A 21,968-nucleotide genomic window follows, 5' to 3' on the forward strand; every position below is an offset into this window, starting at 1 on the left:
TGATGTTCCAATGGTCAAAAAAGGTAGTTAGATCGGTCACGTTCAATCCAGGGGTCGCTGACGAGAGCTTGTTGGCGCTTGTAGATAGCCATTTGGAAAAAGACCCAGAGAAGACTTTCAGCGACCTCTGTAAAGAAGCCTTATGGCAATCTTTATGTGTACCGGAATCTGTACGACCATCACCAACAACGCCAGAAAAACCGACAGCACCAGCATTTGAAGAACAACAAATCGCTGAACTGCAACGTCAAGTGGCAGTTCTTGAGGAACGTTTTTTTGCTAAGGAATCTAATCGTTTGGAGGTTATGGAACGCCAGCTTTTGCAACTTAGTCAACAAGTTGCACAGCTGGCAATCATGGTGAATGAACGACCAATCATTCAACTTCAAACCCAAGCAACATCAGCACCACAAGAGGTAGTAAATCATACTAATTATACTGTTGCTGCAACTCCTCCTCAAGATGTTGACCCTGTAATCAGCCGTCTGAGTCAGTATCTCGATGATTTTTAAAGAGTCATCAGGCTGTTGAGCAGAAAATGCTCTAAATAAACATCCTTAATAGTCATGGCTATTAAGGATTGTTAATTTTTTTAGATAAAAATTATAGTTTGGCGATCGCACTACATGTGCTGATACACAAAAGCGATGGCGCTGTTGCACTTTCGTTGCCTAAAATAGAATCCAAAGCATGGTTTATCCCTCAAGCGATCGGGGAATGTTACCTATGGTAAAATCCGAACCTTACCGCACTCTACCAACTAGCGCTGAATTGCCCTGTTCAGACGATACACCAGTGGATAATGAAGACCAAAATTTTATACCCAACCTGTTATTATTTATCCTGGAATCGATTTGGGCAACCCGGAATGACTGGTTTTTTGGCATTGATATGGGTGTTTACCACACGACTGGAATAAGTCATTTAGTACCAGTAATTCCCGATGGTTTTTTGAGCTTGGGTGTGGAACGACGCAAAGCAGGCAAATCACGCTTAAGTTATGCAGTATGGGAAGAACAAGAGATAGTACCAAAGTTCGCTTTAGAAGTTGTTTCCAAAACTCCAGGTGATGAATATGACACTAAGTTAAAGATATATGCAAACTTGGGAGTACTATACTATGTAATCTACAATCCACAGTATTGGCGACGCGATCAACACCAACCATTTGAAGTATATAAGTTAATTGATGGAGAATACCATCTGCAAATTGGCGAACCGTTTTGGATGCCAGAAATTAAATTAGGAATTGGGCGATCGCTTTACGTATCTGGTACAGTTGAACGCGAGGTATTGTATTGGTACAACGAAACTGGAACTCGCTATTTAACGGCACAGGAAGTTGCTCAAAACGAACGACAACAACGAGAAAAACTAGCAGCTAAGTTGAGAGAATTGGGAATCGATCCAGATAGTATTTAAGTTTGATTGCTGACTTAACTTCTAGGAACACATTCACTCACTTTTGTGTCCTAATTGACTAGGGTTAACAGTACTTTTTTGTATACTTAATTGTTTTTTTACATAAAAGCATGTATAAATGCTAGAATCCACAGTTGGAAAGTTAGGATACCTCAATGCCAGTTCTAGCTAGCGAAATCAAGTTTGGTACAGACGGCTGGCGGGGCGTGATTGGTGATGAATTCACCTTTGAACGCCTCGCCTTGGTCGCGCCAATTGCGGCGCAAGTATTATTTAACACATATAAATCTCCGGTGAATAGCCGGACAATTATTGTCGGTTACGATCGCCGATTTATGGCGGAAGATTTCGCCCGTGCTGTTGCTGATAGTGTCACGAAGATCGGATTTGATGTATTATTGAGCGAAACCTTTGCCCCAACTCCGGCTTTTAGCTGGGCAGCAAAACAACTCAATGCGTTGGGTGCGCTGGTAATTACAGCAAGTCATAATCCGGGAAAATATTTGGGATTAAAAGTCAAGGGGGCTTTTGGGGGATCGGTGCCGCCAGAAGTAACCCATGAGATAGAAGCGCTTTTGTCTGATAAAGTGCAAACTGCTGCAACTCCAGGCAAAATCGAAATGTTCAACCCTTGGGGCAGTTATTGTCAAGGGCTAGAAGGCAAAGTTGATATTGCCAAGATTCGAGAGGCGATAAATTCAGGTAAACTGACGGTATTCGCCGATGTGATGCATGGAGCGGCATCTGGTGGATTGGCGATGCTGCTAGGAAATCAAGTAAAAGAAATAAATAGCGATCGCGATCCGCTTTTTGGTGGTGGTGCCCCAGAACCGTTACCCAAATACATGAAGCGTCTATTTGAAGTGATGAAGACGCACCGCGAAAGCAATCAAGGTTTGACGGTAGGATTAGTATTTGATGGAGATTGCGATCGCATCGCCAGTGTAGATGGTGAAGGTAACTTCCTCAGTTCACAAGTATTAATCCCGATATTAATCGACCACCTAACCTTAAGGCGCGGTTTTAAAGGTGAAATAGTCAAAACTGTTAGTGGTTCTGACTTAATTCCCCGCGTTGCCGCACTGCACAAGTTATCAGTATTTGAAACAGCAGTTGGTTACAAATACATCGCCGATCGCATGTTAGTATCGCAAGTATTACTAGGCGGTGAAGAATCAGGCGGAATTGGCTATGGTAGCCATATTCCCGAACGCGATGCACTGCTATCAGCATTATACGTGCTAGAGGCAATTGTTGAATCAAAACTGGATTTAGGCGATTATTACCGTCATTTGCAAGAACAAGCTGGTTTTGATTCGGCATACGATCGCATTGATTTACCTCTAGCTAGTATGGATGTGCGATCGCGTCTTTTGCAACAACTGCAAAAAGAACCTTTAACAGAAATTGCCGGACTTGCAGTAACTGATTGTCAAACAATTGACGGCTACAAGTTCCGTTTAGCTGATAATAGTTGGTTGATGATTCGTTTTAGCGGAACTGAACCAGTTTTACGCTTATACTGCGAAGCGCCAACACTCGAACAAGTGCATCAAACTTTGGCTTGGGCGAAAGATTGGGCAAATTCTGTTTAACAAAGTGTAGTAGCATAGATAAATATGCCTATGCTACTACAATTGTTAGTTTAGTTTGCGAACAGGGAATCCTAAAGCAAACACCAGCTTAGGAGTGATTATTATGGAGTTAAACAACTTCAGCCTTAGTATTTCGCCAGGAACTGAATTATCTGGAGGTTATGTACAGCTAGAACATAACACCCAGTACAACGTAGTTTTGGCTAACAAGCGTGCTATGCGTTGTGATGCCAAGCTCGAAATTGATGGCAAGCATGTGGGAACGTGGCGACTTGAAGAGTATGATTCAATTGTGCTGGAACGTCCGGCTCATGATACCGGACGATTCACGTTTTATAAATTGGGAAGTGCTGAGGCATCCATTGCTGGTATTAGTAAAGAGGATGCAAATATCGGCTTAGTCAAAGTTACCTTTACTCCAGAACATCAAGTTCAAACACGGACACGAACCGGTTACAGTTCACCTCCTGTAACAAGGGGAACGATAGAAGAAGGCACAACACGTTCGTTTAGTGCTGGTGGTACAGGGTTATCTGGTGAGAGTAAGCAGCAATTTGGCAATGCGACTGCAATTGATTACGATTATTCACAAGCTACTGTAATTCACCTGCGGTTAGTAGCAAGAGCTGACGAACCGCGTCCGCTGACTCCGTTATCGAATCCAGTACCCCCACCGATTCACTTGTAGAAAAACGACAATGACAAGACTTGTGGTTGCAACCTCAAATCCAGGTAAGTTGCGGGAAATGCAAGCTTACCTGGCTGATTTAGGTTGGGAATTGACCCTAAAACCTGAAGAATTGGAAGTAGAGGAGACAGGGGACACCTTTGCAGCAAACGCTTGTTTAAAAGCCTCTCAGGTGGCTAAATCGACAGGAAATTGGGCGATCGCCGATGACTCTGGTTTGCAAATTGATGCCCTTGGTGGCGCACCAGGAGTGTATTCTGCACGTTATGGCAAAACTGACTCTGAACGCATTGCCAGGGTATTGAGAGAATTGAAGGACGAACCGAATCGGCAAGCGCAATTTGTGTGTGCAGTAGCGATCGCAAGTCCGGATGGAGCGGTGGCGCTACAATCTGAAGGTGTTTGTCGTGGCGAAATTCTCTCTTCTCCCCGTGGTAATGGTGGTTTCGGTTACGACCCAATTTTTTATGTTCCAGAAAAACAATTAACCTTTGCCGAGATGACACCAGACTTGAAACGGTCAATTAGTCATCGAGGTAAAGCAATTGAGGCTTTACTTCCCCAATTGGAGAAAGTTAGGAGTTAAAAGTTAGGAGTTATGAGTTATGAGTTATGAGTTGAAGAATATTCTTAATTCAAAACTCAAAGCCCAAAACTTTTTATTCCTAACTCCTAACTCCTACTCCTACTCCTAACTTTTTTAAACTGCTTCTGTGTTCTTTTCCCCAGTACGAATGCGTACAACTTGCTCAACAGGTGAGATAAAAATCTTACCATCACCGATTTCACCAGTGCGGGCAGCGGCGATAATTTTGTCTACCACCATATCAACTTGGTTGTCTTCTACGACAATTTCCACTTTGAGTTTTTGCAGAAACTCAACTGTGTACTCAGAACCGCGATAGCGTTCGGTTTGACCTTTTTGCCGTCCGAAACCCCGGACTTCCGAAACGGTCATACCGACGATACCAGCGTTGACCAAAGCAATTTTCACTTCATCGAGCTTAAAAGGGCGAATAATCGCTTCTACTTTTTTCATTATTTCCACTCCTTACTTCTAATAGCTTCGTTTATCTATCTAAGCAGATCATCTATCTGACGCTTAAAAAAGCAGCTCTGGCGATTTTATCCTCAAATTAGCATTTTTTCGGTATTTTTCGTCATAAAAAGGAAAATTGTCCATTTTTGAGCAGTTTTGCGGAGATATTCAAGAGAGTAGATTTAAGCTATTTTACCGAGTTTGATGCTCAAAAAACGGACGTACAATCACATACCCAACGCCAAAAGCTGTAAGTATGATTAATAAAATGGCAATGACTAACGACCAAACACTGACTTCTTTCGGCTTTGGTTCACTATCGGGATAATAGCGTACATCTTCCTCTTCTATGAAAACTGGTTCGGGTACGGGGGGAGAGAAGTCTGAACTGCCGAAACCGTCAGGCACATTTTCCAAAACTGCGGGTGAATAAAGACGAGAAACCCGCTGTTGTTGTCGTACTTGGTTTAGGGGATGTCTGGTTTGATTTTTCAAATCGCCATTCGCGTGAGGAATTTGGTTATGCTTAGTTGCAGGTGAGGTATCAACCAAATTTTGCAGGTGTGAAAAAGACTGAACAACTTTGGTAATTTCTTGTCGGAGTAGTTGATTTTCCTGCACTAATTGTTTATTTTGGGCGGTGAGTGCATCTAACATTGCCTCTGCTGCTTGCAATTCTCCTGCCAAATCCCGGTATATAGATAGTGGTACAGAGGGAGAATAGGCTTTAGGGTTTGCTGTAGATGTATCACTGGGAATAGAACCTGTGCTTGTTCGCATCGGTAGTTTAGTATCAAAAATGAATGTAATTAGATTATTCGGAACTGCTATTAGAAAGAGTCAGCCCGGAAACTATGCCCAAGAATAATAGAAAAATGCCCACAAGAGCAAAGAATTTTTCTTTACATTTTTTAATGAAGGACATACGCAAAGTGGGGAGGCTGGGGAAGATGAGGGAATTTGTTAATTTTTTAACAATGGGAAAAAATGTCTTACAGGACCTTGCCCTTTGCCTATATCTAAAGCGTGAGATAGTGCAGTAGTAAGGTAGTTTTTTGCTTGTTGCACTGCTGTGAACAAGTCTTTTCCCATTGCTAGATTAGCAGCGATCGCCGCCGATAAAGTACAACCAGTACCGTGGGTATTTTCTGTATCAACTTGCTTTGTTGATAAAGTTTCCAGATTTTGCCCATCAAAGTAGATATCAACACCTCGCAAACTCTCCTGCATTCCTCCACCCTTTACTAAAACAGCTTTCGCCCTCAATTCGCGATGAATCATTTGCGCTGCTGCTTTCATCTCATCCAAGGAATTAATCTCTAAGTTAGTTAAAATCTGTGCCTCATAGCGATTTGGCGTGACAATTATCGCTTTGGGGATGAGGAGATGGCTTATAGTCTGCACGGCATCATCAGAAATCAATTGCGCCCCGGTGCGTGATACCATTACAGGATCGACTACTAAGTTATCGATTTGTAAAGTTTCTACTTCTTGGGCAACAGCGGCAATGATTTCCTGGTTAAGTAACATTCCCGTTTTCGCTGCTTGCACGCCAATATCTTCAACTACGGCGTGAATTTGGGCGATAACAGCTTCTTTTGGCATTGCATCAACCCGTGCCACTCCTACAGTATTCTGTGCTGTAACGCAGGTAATAGCGCACGTACCGTGGACGCAGTGAAAAGCAAAGGTGCGTAAATCAGCTTGAATTCCTGCACCTCCACCGCTATCTGAACCAGCGATGGTTAATGCAACAGGTGTTTTGGATGTTGTTTGGGTGTTCATAATGCAGGAATTAAACTTGTAGTAAGCACTTTAGTGCTTATTTTAAGCACTGAAGTACTTACTACGAAAGAAGTTTATAGCTGATTTGGGCTGGCAAAATGTTAAGGAAAATTGTAACTTACTTGTGCTGTCCCAATTATCAGGAAATATTAGCTAATGCCTTACTTGACATCAGTCGGCGAAATTCGTTCTCTTGTTGCCGAATATACCAATGCTCAAACTTTATGGATAGATACAGAAGTAGCTGATTATAAAAGTAAAAAACCGAGATTATCGCTGATTCAGGTATTAGATGATGCCAAAGATATGAGTGGCGATCGCGTTTACCTTTTGGATGTATTAAATCAACCCGATATCGTCGCTGACTTTATTAGCCAAATTATGCTAAATCCTTCTATTGAAAAAGTCTTTCACAATGCTAGCTATGATTTAAAACTTCTGGGTAATAAAAAAGCTAAAAATATTACTTGTACTTTAGAAATGGCAAAGAAAATTCCCTACTATATATTGCCATTATCCAACTATCAACTCAAAACTTTAGCTGTGGAACTTTGTAACTTTAACAATATTGACAAACAAGAACAAAGTAGCAATTGGGGCAAACGACCCCTAAGCGAAGAACAAATAGAATATGCTTATTTGGACTGCATTTATCTTGCTCAAGTTCACAAACGTTTGATAGAATTAAGTCAAGAAATTAGCCCTGACCCAGCAAAAGAAGATTTAATATCACTCGCAGCTAGATATCAGCAGGTTCAGCAAGAATCTAAACTGGTAAATTCCGAGTTTGAACATCTGCAAGAACGTGTTAAACAAGCGATGCAAGCTCAGAAGTTATCGGAAACCTCAGATTTGAAACTTACAAGCTACGAACGGGAAACTGTGAAAGTGCCGTTTACAGAACTGGTAAAGCTAGTACAAACTGAAGGTATTAATTTAGATTTTCCCATTACACTGACGAAGAAACTAAAGACAGATTTAGGAGAAAATATCGAACAATTATCTGTAGATGCAGAAAAAACAACTTCATGGCGACTGACTCCTAAAAGCCAGATGGATGATATTGAGGAGGAATTTTAATTTAGATTCCCGACTTCACATATAGTTGTCGGGAATCTGGTTTTTCAATATAAGCAACATGAAACACTGATACTTGCTACATAAGATACCATTTTTCGGAAAATAATCGTAGAGACGTTCGGTGCGGAACGTCTCTACAAAACGTTTAATTTTTGACGTGTATCAGAAAATTATCCCGGAAATATGCAACGTCTAATCCTTAATTAAAGCTATTAAATATGAGGAAAGCCTGTCAATTGACTTTGCACCTCATGGAAAAATTAGTATTATTTTTTAGTTGAAGTAATTAGATTTTGGTACTAATTTCATCCGGGCGTAATAGCGGTTTATAGTAAATTATGATGGGGTTATTTGAGCAAAAGTGGACAGGGATTGGAAAAGCATTTGCCATCGCTATGCTTAGTGCATTTATCGCAACTGCAATTATTTCCTGTGGTAACAACAAAAGTGTATTGGTAACAGAAATAAAAGTGAGTCCTCCAAACCGTCGAATTGGTACAGCATCGAAAGCTGGGGACTTTTATATTCAAGGGCAAAGTCAGCATGTAAAAGGAGACTCGCAAGCAGCGATCGCATCTTTTACGCAAGCGATTAACCTTAATCCTAACTATGCCGAAGCTTACAATAGCCGAGGACTTGCTTACTTTGATTTGGGCAACAAACAGGGAGCGATCGCCGATTATAACGAAGCGATTCGTATCAATCCCAACTTTGCCGAACCGTATAATAACCGAGGAAATGCGCGTGCTTCTTTAGGAGACAGCAACAACGCGATCGCCGATTACACCGAAGCGATTCGGATTAATTCTAACTATGCTGAAGCTTACAATAACCGGGGAAATGCTCGTTCAGCCATGAAAGACATAAATGGGGCAATTGATGATTTCGATCAAGCGATTCTCCTTGATTCTAGATATGCCATAGCCTATAATAACCGGGGTAACGCCCGCCAAGCCAACGGAGATCCTCAAGCAGCGATCGCCGATTACAACGAAGCGATTCGCCTCAATCCCAACTTTGCCCCAGCTTACAACAACCGAGGCAACGCCCGCGCCGCAAATAACGACAAACAAGGAGCAAAAGCCGACTTGCAACGCGCTGCAACTATTTTTGAGCGAGAAAATAATCGAGAATTATACCAACAAGTGATGAACAATCTCAAAGAATTGGGGCAGTAGAAAAAAGAATCATTTATTCTTCAACAACAGGAGTGCGGAGGTTTTCTATTAAAAGTTGAATTTCTGCTGGAGGAGGAGGAGTCAAGCGAGAAACTACCAAAGTCACAGCTAGGTTGATTAACATACCCAAGGTGCCAATTCCTTCTGGAGAAACTCCAAAAAACCAAGGTTCCACACCCGCAAACTTGACGCTGACGATGTAAATTATTGTGAAAATTAAACCGCTCAACATACCAGCGATCGCCCCATAAGAATTGGTGCGCTTGTCGAAAATTCCCAAGACAATCACTGGAAAGAAGCTAGCAGCCGCCAAACCGAAAGCAAAAGCCACCACCTCACTGACAAATCCTGGCGGATTTACCCCAAAGTAGCCGGCAAGAATAAGGGAAAAACCTACCATGACGCGCCCAACAAACACCCGTTTTTTTTCGGAAGCTGTTGAATCTATCATACGGTAGTAGACATCATGGGCGATAGAACTAGAAATTACTAGTAACAGACCTGATGCCGTAGACAAAGCAGCCGCCAACCCACCAGCTGCTACCAACGCAATCACCCAAGGAGCGAGTTTCGCCACTTCTGGGGTAGAAAGCACAATAATATCTCGGTCAATTTTAATCTCGTTGGTGTCTTTATTTGGAGTTAACTGAAGACGCCCATCCTTATTTTTGTCATCAAAGGCTAGCAGTCCTGTTTTTTCCCATTTTCTCGCCCAGTCTAGCTGCTGCACTTCGGCAAGCGTATGATTGTGCAGAGAATCGATTAAGTTGTAGCGGGCAAACATCGAGAGTGCAGGAGCCGTAGTATAAAGAATAGCAATGAACAACAGCGCCCAACCCGCAGAGTAGCGTGCCGCACGTACACTCGGTACGGTGTAAAATCGGACGATGATATGGGGCAAGCCAGCAGTACCTACCATCAACGCAATCGTGGTGAACAGCACATCGAGCATCGACTTGTTGACAAATGGCTGAGTATACTCAGAAAACCCCAAGTCAACCTGGATTTTATTCAGCTTGTCGGCAACATCACTAAAGGTAAATGCCAGTTGGGGAACAAAATTACCTGTAAGTAACCAGGCGATCGCTATAGCCGGAATCAAGTAAGCAAAAATCAAAACACAGTACTGTGCCACTTGCGTCCAGGTGATGCCTTTCATACCTCCCAGCACCGAAAAAAACCCGACAATCACCATGCCGATAATCACACCTGTATTAATATCTACTTGCAAGAAGCGACTGAAAACAATTCCTACGCCTCGCATTTGTCCAGCAACGTAGGTAAGAGAAACGAAAATTGCTGCAATTACTGCTACCAAACGAGCGACATTCGAGTAATAGCGATCGCCGACGAAATCCGGCACCGTATACTTGCCAAATTTCCGCAAATATGGAGCCAAAAGCAATGCTAACAGCACATATCCACCAGTCCAGCCCATCAGATAAATAGAACCGTCGTAGCCCAAAAAAGAAATCAGTCCTGCCATTGAAATAAACGAGGCTGCGGACATCCAATCAGCAGCAGTGGCTGCACCATTAGCGATTGAAGGTATACCTTGACCGGCAACAAAAAAATCTTTAGTATCTTTGACTCGTGATTGCCAACCTATGTAAATATAGATGATAAAGGAGAGTCCAACTAACAAAATCGTCCAAATTTCAACTGACACAGATTTTCCTCACTTCTTGATATTATACTTGCGGTCTAGCTTATCCATTTGAAAGGCGTAAATGAAAATTAATGCCACAAATATCAAAATTGATCCTTGCTGTGCCATCCAAAAACCAAAAGGTACACCAAAAAAGCGGATTGCATTTAATGGTTGAACCAACAAAATACTAAAAACTAAGGAAACCAATGCCCAGACAATTAAAAGATTACGGATTAGAGCAGTATTAGCACGCCAATAAGACCGACGCTGATGTTCATCCATTGTTTTTTATCGTAACTGCATCATAAACGAAAATGACATAAATCATCACGCAACAATCATGTCTTCCGTTGCGTAAGAAGATTAGGTCAGATTTTCTCATTGAATAGCAATAATTTCAAATTTTCTTCAGAATTCTTAGTTAATTTGCTGATTGTCTGGCGTTGCTGCTTGAAATGATAGGCGATAAAGCCCAACCTCACATAGAATTGGCATCAAATTCACTACAAAAATTGAAAGTATGTTTTACACATACATCAATATTTTCATATTTTTACTACTTTAATAAATCATAATACTCGTATTAATACTTATAAGCAAGCAAATTTTTAATTAGAAAATTGTGTAAAAAAGTTATCAAATATACTAAATATTACAGTGGTGATTATTGTGAACAGCTGCGTAATATGTGTATTCAGATACACATAGATAATCACCATCAAAAGGTCAATTATGATACTTATTTGTATTTTTTACAGGTTCAGAGTCGGGATAGCTGCAATAACGCGATCGCCACAACTGCAACTTTCAGCCAGTCCATCTATCCGACTTAATTTAATTAAATAACTCGCTTTCAGTCTCACTAACAATAAAAACTGCTGATATTGGCTTAACTTCTACACAAGCTTAAATATATGTTTATCAACACATTAATCACCGATCCGATACATTTTTTCAGAATCGTTGTAATTATCATATTTTCTATCACCTTGCATGAACTTGCTCATGGATGGGCAGCGATGAGTCAGGGTGATGATACTCCGCAAAGAACTGGTCATCTTACTCTTAATCCTGTAGTTCACATGGGCTGGGAGTCAATCATTTTTCTTTGCATTGCTGGTATTGCTTGGGGACAAATGCCCGTCAATCCCTCTAAATTTCGCTCTGCAAAGCTAGGCAATATTATAGTATCCGCAGCCGGACCATTATCAAATTTGGCTTTAGGAATTATATTTGTTCTGCTTTTTAAAGTTTACTCTAACCCTCATCTTTCAGGACTTTTGAGTCTCGAATTTGTTTACTTGACAGCGCGGATAAATTTTATTTTATTTCTGTTTAATCTTTTACCAATACCCCCATTAGATGGGTTTCATGTTTGGAGTGAAATTTTTCCCAAATTAAAACAACTAGAAAATACCCAATTCGGAGTTTTTGCTTTGATGCTGTTATTTTTAATTCCAAGTTTTGGTACAGGATTAGGATTAATTGCTGACTTAGTTATCAAGGCGATTACTGGCGTGTAATTATCTGCTTTTCAAGAATTCATCTACCAATAAAAAGAAAGGAAAGCTTGAGTGTTAAAACAAAAACTTGCAGCGGTTACAGTTGGTGTTGCTTTGAGTTTCGTTGCTGTGAGCGCGCTTTCAGCAACGCCAGGGGCAAATATTATCCAATCTAATTTTTCTCTGGTATATGATGTCAACAATGAATCAGGCAAATATTTGATAAACGAAAAATTTTCGTCAGGAGTGTTGGCAAATTTAGAACTTATCAAAGAAGATAAAATTATCTGTTCTTCAAATTCACTATTTACAAATGGGTTTAACTTATTTGCTAGATTACTAATTGTTGGCAGCTTCGTTTATCTAGGTGGTCGGACTTATTCACCCTTTGTCGAGCGCTACCTAATAATTTCTAGAGATTTTTTGAAGATTTTATTGAGTATTTTTTTGTCACTTTTTTTTATCGCTATATGCATTATTACCGTATCAATATTTTTATCACCGCATCATATTTCTGATTCTATGCGTTCTAGCCATAACTGCAACTTTAAAAATCCCTAATTAGAATATTTCTACTCACTTCCTGCCCAATGAGGATTCTGGACTATTTAGGTGCCGGGTTTGAAATAATCGAGGAGGCGATCGCCTGAATCAGCGCGAATCAAAGCCACAACCACATCAGGTAAAGCTGTTAAACTGGGGTACACCAAATAGCGTGGTTCCCAACGCGGGCGAAACTTTTCTTTATATGCGTGTAACCCTTGAAAGTTGTAGAATCGATTTAAATGCTCGTAAAGATAGTGCAATACCTTCTCTAATTTGTGTGATTCCTTAGTTTCACCAACCCCAGCCAAAGCGGAAAGACCAAAATTAAAGCTGTCGTAACCCCGCTGTTGGAAATGCTGCAACATACTAATAAATAGAAAGTCCATCGTGCCGTTTTCAATCAACTTACGGTGTCGCATCATATCGTTAATGACTTCGTTAAGCTGATATTGTGAGATAATGTTGGTAAAAGCGCTAATTTCACCTTTGGGGGTGTGTACTACAGCGATTTCACACTCTTGTAGATAATCTTCGTCAAACCATCCCAGAGAAAAGTGCTTTTCTGAACCTTGCACCATTTGCAGCCACTCATCGCTGACTAGTTTTAGCTGGTGCAACAAGTCTTTAGAAATAGGTGGTTGGTAAAACTTGACTTGATATCCTTCTTTGGTCAGCCGACTTATTGTTGGTCTGAAGTTTTTACCTGCTTTGCCTTGTAAAGTAAAAGTTTTTAAGTCAACGATCGCTTCAGAACCAATTTTCAGCACTCGAAACCCCAACGACTTGTAGCAATCTATGTCATTTGGTAAAGTTTGGTAAAATGCCGGATACCAATCGTTGCGTTCGCAGAACTGCTGAAAGCTAATTAGCGTCTCTTTCCGGTCTTCAGTTGGTCCGATGGGATCTCCTAAAGCGATCGCACCTCGTCCTTTAGGGACGTAAGCAATTACACTGCGACCAGAAGGGCTGAAATAGTAACTTTTATCACTTAATAACGCATATGCTGTCAAAGAAGAGCGTCCGTACTTTTCTACAATATTTCTAGCTTGTTGGCGTTCGCTGGGGTCAGCCTGATTACGTATAAATACGGGTTGCAACAGCATCACTAATGCAACCGTAAAAGTACTCGCCGCAATAACATATATAGAATTGGCAAAAAATTCTCCGAAGTGCGTCTTTGGTTGCAATCCCAAATTATCTTCTGTAAAGAACATCGCCAAAGTTTGAAGTATGGCATCACCCCAATTAAAATTTTCTGTAAATTTGCCGTCTAATAAATAAAATCCGATAGTCCCATATGCCAGAGTAAACAGCAAAGCGCCAATTAATACTCTAACTCCTCGCGCAATCGAAGGACGGTCTGATTTTGCCGTAAAAACATGGCGCATTAAAAGCAATTGTAATAACAAAACTCCCGAAAGGAGACTTTCTTCGTAGTCAAGTCCTTTCAGCAAATGACTGAAAATAGAAATCACTAGTAACCCAATGGTAAGCATCCAAGCGATTTTTTTTCTTCTTAATAAATTAGTAGCTAGTGTTAGCAAAATAAAGCCTGTCAGCGCTGCAAATATATGACCGCTGGCACGAATTTCAAAGGGTAAAAACTGTTTTAACCACTGATTTCGTTCGTGTAAAGTCGGTGTGACTGCTGACAGCAAGTTCACTACTCCGACTAGTGCTGTGAGAAAAGCTGCACTCCAAAGTCCAAAAGGTTTTGGTAGATGCTAATAAATCGCGATCGCTTTTACCTGCATCTAAATACACCCGCAATCGCTTCTTGTCATTAAATGATAACTTTTGGACAATTTCTTGGGGGCTATTTTGCGAACCGCTGTTATCAGTAAAGTAACCGCTATGGCTAAACAGAATGTTAAAGTTTTTGAGATAGCGTAACCCAATATTAAATGCACCCCATCCTCCAGAAGAAACACCTCCCAACGCCCAAAACTGGGGTTTTTCCAACGTGCGGTAGCGCGACTTGACCACTTTTACTAATTCTAAACCAATTAATGTTCCGACTTTGCCATTAGGACCATCATAATAATCGGGGTCATATAAAGGACTCGAACCACGCAGGTCATTACCATCAGGTGTAATTATAATACAAGGTGGCAATTTTCCGCTTTGATACAATTCATCAAGTACGTTGAAAATACGATATTTATCAACATAAGCACGGACATCATCATGACCACCATGTAATAAAAATATCACCGGATAGCGCTTGTGGAGATTTTTTTGATAGTCAGGTGGCAAAATGACACCATATTGACGTGTACCCATTGCTTGACTGTTAAAGCTTTCTAATTGAAATTTTAACTTTGTTGCTGTCTCTGCTTTTGGCGCATCTAGTTGCGGCGCACCAAGTATAAAAACGTAATAATATCCAGTTGCGCCAAGTATTGCGATCGCACTCGCAATACCAACTAAAATTATTGAAAATTTCATATTTTATGTATATATTTTTAATTTTTTATTTGAGGTGTTTTGTAGTTCATAGCTTTAGAATTAAGAATAAATTTGGTTATTTGTTGGTTGTTAGTAGTTAGTAGTTAGTTGTCAAAAAGAATGCACCTACCCTCGAAGGGTAAGGTTATACTTACAAACTTTTCTCGATCGCAGGCTTTAGGCTTGAGGCAGCTGCATTCTGTAAACTTAACTACTAACCACTTTTCTTTGGAAAGAGATACTCCTTGCAAGAAAAAGTTTAGATAAATAATGTGTCAATCTTGTGTCAACTGGATGGAAAGGTTGCGACTGTTATTTATTAGTTAATATTTCTTCACGCTTATAAGTGTGGAAATGCCCCTTTTTTAGTTGATTATTTGGTTTACTGCTTTTGCTATAGGCGATCGCCTGCGAATCGCGTCAATATAATTACCATCATCTCCTCAACTCTTTAACAGCAATTCCCCAAAAAACGTTTAAGTTTGGCGATTTGCTTGAGTGCTTTGGGATATCTGGTGGCGATCGGCTACGATATCTTGGGCTTTAGTTATATTGGACGTACTCTTGCGGCGAAAAAGATAGCTTTTACTAACTTTATAAGTTCTGTTTTTAGCAATACTATCGGTTTTGCTTTAGTCACAGGTAGTGCTATCGGTTATCGATTTTACACAAGTTCGGGAGTTTCGTCTGCGGCAGTATAGCATATCGCACAGTTTACTATTTCTTACCTTTGGTAGTAGCCGCACGGTTACTGGGGCTGTATTAACTGAAGTATGAAAAAAAAATCATCAACAAAATGTAAAGTTTAGCTTTTGTGTGTCAGCTGATTCTGATAACTTAGTTACATAGCTTAATTTACAATGCCTTCAAAGCTTCTTTATTAATTATTTTATTATGGCGCTTATAGTTCAGAAATACGGTGGCAGTTCAGTCGGTTCAGTTGAACGTATTCAAGCTGTGGCACAGCGCGTATACAAAACTGTGAAAGCCGGAAATTCTGTTGTTGTCGTGGTTTCAGCAATGGGTAAAACCACCGATGGACTTGTCAAACTAGCGCACGAAATATCAAAAAATCCCAACCGTCGGGAAATGGATATGCTACTTTCGACAGGTGAGCAAGTATCCATCGCCGTGGTAAGTATGGCATTGGATGAACTCGGACAGCCAGCGATTTCTCTCACCGGGGCGCAAGTAGGAATTGTTACCGAAGCCGAACACACCCGCGCCCGAATTTTGGATATCAAAACCGATCGCCTAAAACGCCACCTCCAAGAAGGCAAAGTAGTTGTTGTAGCCGGATTTCAAGGCATATCCAGCTTGGAAGAATGGGAAATTACAACTTTGGGGCGTGGCGGTTCCGACACTTCAGCAGTAGCTTTGGCAGCAGCATTACGAGCAGATTTTTGTGAAATTTATACAGATGTGCCAGGTATTTTAACTACAGACCCGCGTTTAGTTCCTGAGGCACAGTTGATGGAGGAAATTACCTCAGATGAAATGTTGGAACTTGCCAGCTTAGGGGCAAAAGTGCTGCATCCCCGTGCTGTGGAAATTGCCCGCAATTACGGCGTTCCCCTCGTGGTACGCTCAAGCTGGACAGATCAACCGGGTACTTGGGTAACTTCCCCTAAACCACAAGAGCGATCGCTTCTAAATTTAGAAATAGCGCGTTCGGTGGATAATGTTCAATTCGATACCGACCAAGCAAAAGTAGCTTTATTGCGCGTACCAGATAAACCAGGCGTGGCAGCGCGGTTATTTGGAGAAATTGCCCGTCAAAATGTCGATGTTGACTTGATTATTCAATCAATACACGAAGGCAATACAAATGACATCGCCTTTACCGTAACAACACCGATATTGAAGCGTGCGGAAGCAGTCGCAGCAGCGATCGCCCCAGCACTGCGAAGTCAAAATGGTGCATCGACAGAAGCCGAAGTAATGGTACAGCAGCAAATCGCCAAAATCAGCATTTCCGGCGCAGGAATGATTGGGCGTCCCGGCGTCGCGGCTCAAATGTTCATCACGCTAGCGGAAGCTGGCGTTAACATCCAGATGATATCTACTAGCGAAGTGAAAGTAAGTTGCGTAGTTGACGCCGCACAATGCGATCGCGCTGTTGCCGCACTTCGGGAGGTGTTTGAGATAGAGGATGAGGAGACAGGGAGACAGGGAGGACAAGGAGGACAAGGAGGACAAGGAGGACAAGGAGGACAAGGGGGAATTTCTTTCTTGTCCTCCCCCTCTCCTTTGTCTCCCTTGTCTCCCCCCTCTCCCTTGTCCCCTCCCTCCCCCCATCCCCCCGTCCGAGGTGTCGCTTTAGACATGAACCAATCGCGTTTGGCGATTCGTCAACTACCAGATCGTCCGGGGATGGCAGCGAAGTTGTTCGGACTATTAGCGCAGCACAATATTAGTGTAGATATGATTATCCAATCTCAGCGCTGCCGAGTAGTTGATGGTGTTCCCAGACGAGATATAGCCTTCACCGTCGCGAGGATGGATGGAGAAGCGGCAAAGAAAATGCTGCAACAAGCAGCGTCAGAATTTGGCTGGGGTGAAATTGTTTTGGATAATGCGATCGCCAAAGTGAGTATTGTTGGTGCAGGTATGGTAGGACAACCAGGAGTTGCAGCGAAAATGTTTGAGGCGATCGCCCTTCACCAAATTAACATTCAAATGATTGCCACCTCAGAAATTAAAATTAGCTGTGTCGTGGATCAAGAACAAGGTGTTAAAGCTTTGCAAGTTATCCACGCTGCCTTTGGACTTGCAGGAAGCGAAAAATTCGTAGTGCCGGCGTAATTTTAGCAGGGAAATAAATTATCACCAACCGTCGTAGAGACGTTTGCAATGTTTTTATTACTATTAATTTAACGGGCATAATATGACGCAAAAGCGATAAGATATTCCTGAATATCACACCAATTAAAAAACCGTGGCTGCTGAGAGCTAACCACGGTGGAAAAATGTATTTAATTATCTAATTTCCAATACCTACACTCAATTAATCGCGGCTATTGAGGGCAATTAGCAACCGCAAGATAAAGACAAACAAATTGATGTAGGTAAGGTACATAGATAAAGCCGCAGGCAGATATTGCTCATCGCTGTAGGTGCGGGGCAAGATGTAGAAATCAACTACAGATGCGCCAACAAATAAAAGCACACCCAGCCCGGAAATGGCAATTTCTAACCAATTTGGCGTGTAAACACCGAACAACGACAACCCGAATTGTGCTAGGCAAACAACCACCAAGGCAATAACGCCTAAATTGATAGTTTTAGTCAAAGCCATGCCGTCTGAGTCAGAGAGATTTGAACCGACTTGACGGGCGGCAATAAAAGTGATACCACAACCAAGGGCTGCTATACCGATTCCTTGAATGCCAACTCCTTGGGTTCTCAAGGCGAGATAAATCAAGCCACTAAGGGTATATCCCGACAACAGGCTGTAGGTTGCCAAAAGGGGCAGGGCAACGGCTTTGTTGCCTTTTTCAGCAACGTTTTGGGCAACAAAGAACAGAATTAATTCTAGGATGACCGCACCAATTACGGTGGGCATGAAAAGTCCGGGGTTGGTACGGATGACTCCTAAACCACCGTAAGCTGCCAGTGCTGTTAAAACCAGTCCACCACCAACGTAGGGAAGGGCGTTGGCAATTACATTTGGACCAACGAGGGCTTGATTTTTAGCCTCACGGATAGCGTTACGAAAATTGCTGGTATTGCTCATATTTCACAACTAATTTTTCAGAAAAACAGTGCTGCTTCCTTCTATTTTGAACCATATCAAGAGAGCTATGTGATTTCACAAATGGGGGAATTCCTCACTTGATTTATATCAAGTCAAACTAGCCGGAAACAGATAGCGGCGCAAAACATATGCGTGGAAATACTGATGCCTAAAGTTAGACCCCTCACAAGTTCAGTATAACGACGATGGTTTATTCAGCGCCATCTAAGGAAAATAATTACAGCTTTGATGAAAATTTACGCAACTCCAATTTTCCAGAAAAAGGAGTTACTAGAAAGGAATTTATATGGTAGCATGTCAGTCCTCTCTGCGGTCTGATGGTATCGAGTTATTGCACTTATACCACCAGAATCCTTCTATTAAACTTCGTAATCAACTTGTACAGTTACATACTGGCTTAGTGCGTAAGATGGCTCATAAATTCAGCCATCAATGTAATGAACCTTATGAAGATTTAGAACAAATCGGTTATTTCGGTTTAATTAGGGCAATTGAGCGATTCGATCCCAGTCAAGGATATGCTTTTAGTTCGTTTGCTGTGCCCTACATTCGTGGAGAAATGCTGCACTTTTTGCGCGATCGCAGTACTCTATTAAAGATACCCCGTCGCTGGCAAGAACTCTACAATGAGGGGCAAAAAGTCCGCAAGGAATTATCAATATCTTTGGGTCGTCCTCCGAAAGATTCGGAAATTGCCAACATACTCCAAGTATCTGTCCAAGAATGGCAAGAAACTAAATTAGCGGCTCAAAATCGGCTGCCTTTGAGTTTAGATGCTACCGCAGTTCACTATGTTGATTGCCAAATAACTTTGGGTGAAGCGCTTCCCTGTCCCCGTTCTACGGCTTTCCAACAACAAGAAGAAGAACGTCAACAACTCCAAGGGGCAATAAATATGTTAGAAGAAAAGCCCCGCTTGGCTGTTGAATTAGTCTTTTTAAAAGAACTTTCTCGCAAAGATGCCGCGAAGAAAATCGGTACCAGTCCAATGACAGTAACGCGATATCTCCAAAAGGGAGTTCAGGATTTAATGTGTTTCTTACAACCCGCAGTGGCAACTGGATCGTAGTCAAAAGTCAAAAGTCCAAAGTCCAAAGTTTATTGACTATTGACTATTGACTATTGACCATTGACTAATTATCTAGATTTTAAATCTGCGATCGCTCCTCTTGTCATTGCAGCAATGGCTTTATCTGTCGCTTTCGGCAAATGATAATATTTGCCCCCTGATGTATGAGCTAATTCCTTGGCAAAGCCAGTGGAAACAAATTTACTTTCAGTATCAATCATCAATAACTGCATCCCTAAAGCACGCATTCTGGCGGCAATTTCTAACAATTCCGCTTTGATATCCGGCTTTTCTCCCGTTTCTTGCGGTTCCCCCAAAGAACGAGACAACGGAATATTCCCGCGTCCATCGGTTATCGCTACAATAACGACTTGCCCAATATCTCCACTCATTTGAGCATTCAATCCAACCCGCACAGCTTGGCTTAAACCATGCGCTAGCGGTGAACCACCACCGCACGGTAATCTTTCCAAACGGTTACGCGCTAAAGCAATAGAGCGGGTTGGAGGCAATAATACTTCAGCTTGTTCCCCTCGAAAGGGAATCAACGCCACTTGGTCGCGGTTTTGATAAGCTTCTGTTAAAAGCTGCATTACCGCACCTTTAGCTGACTGCATCCGGTTCAGTGCCATTGACCCAGAAGCATCAACTACAAATATTACCAAAGCCCCGGCTTTACGTACCAACCGCTTCGACCGAATATCTGCCTGTTCGACAAATACCCGCTTTTGTGGGGAGTGGGGAGTGGGGAGTGGGGAGAGGGGGGGAGTGGGAGAGGGGGAGGACAAGGAAGAAATTCCTGTTTTTCCCGCTGCTCCCTGCCCCCTGCTCCCTGCCCCCTGCTCCCTGCCCCCTTGTCCCCCACTCCTCTCCCGTCGTGCCTTTTGATACGGTGCAGCGGCTCTCAGGGTGGCATCTACGGCGATGCGTCGCACTTTTCCTTTAGGTAGCATCGGCTTAATGTACCGTCCCCGGTCTTCTGACAGAATTAAGCTGCGACTGCCAGATTTACCCATGCGCTGCGCCATTTGAGCAAAATAAAGCACACTGGGATCGAGAATTACACCTTCGGGATCAAAGATAAATTCTTCGGGTATGCTGGGTGGTTCTTGTTCTTCTTGATTTTCTTCCTGTTCCTCTTCTTCCTTCTCTTCTTGTTCGGACTCGTCTTGATTTTCTGGTGGTGGGGGTGGTGGAGGTGGTGGGGGTGGTTGTTGTTCTGGTGGTGTCTGCAACACCGTTGCTCGTGGTACAATTACTAGCTCGACTGCACGGCGCAAATCTTCGGCATTTACTGTGGTGCGTCCATCCAAAGCCGCAGATGCTTTAGCTACGCGCATGGCGAATAATTCGGCGCGATGTCCTTGGACTGCCCCACGAATTGCTTCATCTACTAAGTAGGCGATTTGTTCGTGGGTGATGCTTGTTTCTTTCAACCATTCCCGTGCAAGGAGGATTTGAGTTTTTAGGTTATCGATGTCTTCGGTGTATTGCTGAAGAAATTCTTGGGGAGATTTAGAATAGGCGATCGCTTGTTCTACGGCTTCGACTCTTTGATCTAATCCGAGTACGCCGTCAGCGGAAAGTGCGATCGCTATTCTATCAAGCAAATGTTCTCGCAATGCTCCTTCTTCTGGGTTATAGGTGGCAATAAACAGCGGTTTGCTCGGATGCTGAAAACTAATACCTTCCCGCTCAATTCGGTTGCGTCCCTCAGATAATACTGTTAAAAGCTGGTTGCTGATTTGGTCATCTAATAAATTAATTTCATCCACATACAGCACTCCTCGATGTGCTGCGGCAAGTAAACCAGGCTGAAATACTGTTTCCCCTAGTTTTACCGACTGTTCCACATCCACAGAACCCAAAAGTCGGTCTTCAGTCACTCCTAGAGGAATTTGCACAAAGGGTGCAGGGATGATTTCGGTTTCTATTGTCTCCCCAGCTTCCGCTATCAGCTTATCATCCCATTCTTCTGGGCGATTGGGATCGCAATTGCTCAAACCACCTTTAACTATTTCAATCGGTGGAATTAGAGCATGGATAGCACGAGCCATCACAGATTTTGCCGTACCGCGACGACCTGCGATCGCTACTCCTCCTAACTCCGGATCGACCGCAGCTAGCAGCAATGCTAGTTTAATTGCTTCTTGACCGACGACAGCAGTCAGCGGAAAGGCAGTAATTGTAGGCGCAGGCATGATTTGC

At 42.3% G+C, this 21,968-nt stretch carries 22 protein-coding genes; 13 read left to right on the forward strand and 9 right to left on the reverse strand.

The genetic code is table 11. From position 1 onward, the window contains the following. Nucleotides 1-2: 2 nt before the first annotated feature. The 6 genes from fcmC (at nt 3) to rdgB (ending at nt 4,291) form a co-directional block, all read left to right on the forward strand. Nucleotides 3-512: a filament morphology membrane protein FcmC gene (fcmC, locus tag PI95_RS10385; protein ID WP_039739151.1), complete on the forward strand. Its 510-nt coding sequence runs from the start codon at nt 3-5 to the stop codon at nt 510-512. A 68-nt stretch (nt 513-580) separates the two neighbouring features. Beyond that, nucleotides 581-733, forward strand: coding sequence for a hypothetical protein (locus tag PI95_RS10390; protein WP_163518773.1), 153 nt, complete (start codon nt 581-583; stop codon nt 731-733). After that, the gene (locus PI95_RS10395) at nt 727-1,422 is read left to right on the forward strand and encodes a Uma2 family endonuclease (protein ID WP_039740494.1); all 696 of its coding nucleotides are present in this window, start codon (nt 727-729) and stop codon (nt 1,420-1,422) included. Before PI95_RS10390 ends, PI95_RS10395 begins: the two co-directional genes overlap by 7 nt. Nucleotides 1,423-1,577: 155 nt before the next feature. Then, on the forward strand, nt 1,578-3,017 hold the full coding sequence (locus tag PI95_RS10400) for a phosphoglucomutase/phosphomannomutase family protein (RefSeq protein WP_039739154.1): 1,440 nt from the start codon (nt 1,578-1,580) through the stop codon (nt 3,015-3,017). Nucleotides 3,018-3,120: 103 nt separating this feature from the next. Continuing rightward, nucleotides 3,121-3,705, forward strand: coding sequence for a hypothetical protein (locus tag PI95_RS10405; protein WP_063842307.1), 585 nt, complete (start codon nt 3,121-3,123; stop codon nt 3,703-3,705). A 10-nt stretch (nt 3,706-3,715) separates the two neighbouring features. Continuing rightward, nucleotides 3,716-4,291, forward strand: coding sequence for an RdgB/HAM1 family non-canonical purine NTP pyrophosphatase (gene rdgB / locus PI95_RS10410; protein WP_039739156.1), 576 nt, complete (start codon nt 3,716-3,718; stop codon nt 4,289-4,291). Between the two features lie 114 nt (nt 4,292-4,405). Here rdgB and PI95_RS10415 read toward each other — a convergent pair whose 3' ends face one another. From PI95_RS10415 to thiD, 3 genes are all read right to left on the reverse strand, one after another. Continuing rightward, the gene (locus PI95_RS10415) at nt 4,406-4,744 is read right to left on the reverse strand and encodes a P-II family nitrogen regulator (RefSeq protein WP_017749852.1); all 339 of its coding nucleotides are present in this window, start codon (nt 4,742-4,744) and stop codon (nt 4,406-4,408) included. Nucleotides 4,745-4,936: 192 nt separating this feature from the next. Continuing rightward, nucleotides 4,937-5,524: a hypothetical protein gene (locus tag PI95_RS10420; protein WP_039739161.1), complete on the reverse strand. Its 588-nt coding sequence runs from the start codon at nt 5,522-5,524 to the stop codon at nt 4,937-4,939. Nucleotides 5,525-5,707: 183 nt separating this feature from the next. After that, on the reverse strand, nt 5,708-6,529 hold the full coding sequence (gene thiD, locus PI95_RS10425; protein WP_039739163.1) for a bifunctional hydroxymethylpyrimidine kinase/phosphomethylpyrimidine kinase: 822 nt from the start codon (nt 6,527-6,529) through the stop codon (nt 5,708-5,710). 156 nt (nt 6,530-6,685) lie between these two features. Between thiD and PI95_RS10430 the strand changes: the two genes are divergently transcribed. Continuing rightward, nucleotides 6,686-7,609: a ribonuclease D gene (locus PI95_RS10430; RefSeq protein WP_039739164.1), complete on the forward strand. Its 924-nt coding sequence runs from the start codon at nt 6,686-6,688 to the stop codon at nt 7,607-7,609. A 335-nt stretch (nt 7,610-7,944) separates the two neighbouring features. Next, complete coding sequence (locus PI95_RS10435; protein WP_373695697.1) at nt 7,945-8,787, forward strand: tetratricopeptide repeat protein; 843 nt, start codon at nt 7,945-7,947, stop codon at nt 8,785-8,787. 13 nt (nt 8,788-8,800) lie between these two features. Here PI95_RS10435 and PI95_RS10440 read toward each other — a convergent pair whose 3' ends face one another. Beyond that, nucleotides 8,801-10,456, reverse strand: a complete 1,656-nt coding sequence (locus tag PI95_RS10440) for a VC_2705 family sodium/solute symporter (protein ID WP_039739167.1) — start codon at nt 10,454-10,456, stop codon at nt 8,801-8,803. 9 nt (nt 10,457-10,465) lie between these two features. Continuing rightward, nucleotides 10,466-10,720, reverse strand: a complete 255-nt coding sequence (locus PI95_RS10445; protein WP_039739169.1) for a DUF4212 domain-containing protein — start codon at nt 10,718-10,720, stop codon at nt 10,466-10,468. 632 nt (nt 10,721-11,352) lie between these two features. Here PI95_RS10445 and PI95_RS10450 point away from each other — a divergent pair. Both PI95_RS10450 and PI95_RS10455 read left to right on the forward strand, forming a co-directional pair. Continuing rightward, a complete protein-coding gene (locus tag PI95_RS10450) occupies nt 11,353-11,961 on the forward strand; it encodes a site-2 protease family protein (protein ID WP_039739171.1) in 609 nt (202 codons plus the stop codon). A 51-nt stretch (nt 11,962-12,012) separates the two neighbouring features. Beyond that, entirely contained in the window at nt 12,013-12,501 is a 489-nt protein-coding gene (locus PI95_RS10455) for a hypothetical protein (RefSeq protein WP_039739173.1), read from the forward strand. A 47-nt stretch (nt 12,502-12,548) separates the two neighbouring features. On the opposite strand, the gene PI95_RS10460 is transcribed toward PI95_RS10455, so the two are convergent. Then, nucleotides 12,549-14,150: a phosphatidylglycerol lysyltransferase domain-containing protein gene (locus PI95_RS10460; RefSeq protein WP_163518774.1), complete on the reverse strand. Its 1,602-nt coding sequence runs from the start codon at nt 14,148-14,150 to the stop codon at nt 12,549-12,551. After that, on the reverse strand, nt 14,077-14,934 hold the full coding sequence (locus tag PI95_RS10465) for an alpha/beta hydrolase (RefSeq protein WP_163518775.1): 858 nt from the start codon (nt 14,932-14,934) through the stop codon (nt 14,077-14,079). The genes PI95_RS10460 and PI95_RS10465 overlap by 74 nt, the downstream gene beginning before the upstream one ends. A 482-nt stretch (nt 14,935-15,416) precedes the next feature. Between PI95_RS10465 and PI95_RS35180 the strand changes: the two genes are divergently transcribed. Then, nucleotides 15,417-15,635: a hypothetical protein gene (locus tag PI95_RS35180; RefSeq protein ID WP_039739174.1), complete on the forward strand. Its 219-nt coding sequence runs from the start codon at nt 15,417-15,419 to the stop codon at nt 15,633-15,635. A 193-nt stretch (nt 15,636-15,828) separates the two neighbouring features. Then, a complete protein-coding gene (locus tag PI95_RS10475; RefSeq protein ID WP_039739175.1) occupies nt 15,829-17,739 on the forward strand; it encodes an aspartate kinase in 1,911 nt (636 codons plus the stop codon). Nucleotides 17,740-17,941: 202 nt separating this feature from the next. Here PI95_RS10475 and PI95_RS10480 read toward each other — a convergent pair whose 3' ends face one another. Beyond that, entirely contained in the window at nt 17,942-18,670 is a 729-nt protein-coding gene (locus PI95_RS10480; protein ID WP_039739176.1) for a Bax inhibitor-1/YccA family protein, read from the reverse strand. Between the two features lie 307 nt (nt 18,671-18,977). Between PI95_RS10480 and PI95_RS10485 the strand changes: the two genes are divergently transcribed. Next, complete coding sequence (locus PI95_RS10485; RefSeq protein ID WP_039739177.1) at nt 18,978-19,760, forward strand: RNA polymerase sigma factor SigF; 783 nt, start codon at nt 18,978-18,980, stop codon at nt 19,758-19,760. Between the two features lie 68 nt (nt 19,761-19,828). Here the strand turns inward: PI95_RS10485 and PI95_RS35840 are convergent, their stop codons facing one another. Continuing rightward, the gene (locus PI95_RS35840) at nt 19,829-21,961 is read right to left on the reverse strand and encodes a VWA domain-containing protein (RefSeq protein WP_039739178.1); all 2,133 of its coding nucleotides are present in this window, start codon (nt 21,959-21,961) and stop codon (nt 19,829-19,831) included. Nucleotides 21,962-21,968: the final 7 nt, after the last annotated feature.

The sequence above is a fragment of the Hassallia byssoidea VB512170 genome (assembly GCF_000817785.2).
Taxonomy (GTDB): domain Bacteria; phylum Cyanobacteriota; class Cyanobacteriia; order Cyanobacteriales; family Nostocaceae; genus Hassallia; species Hassallia carrinoi.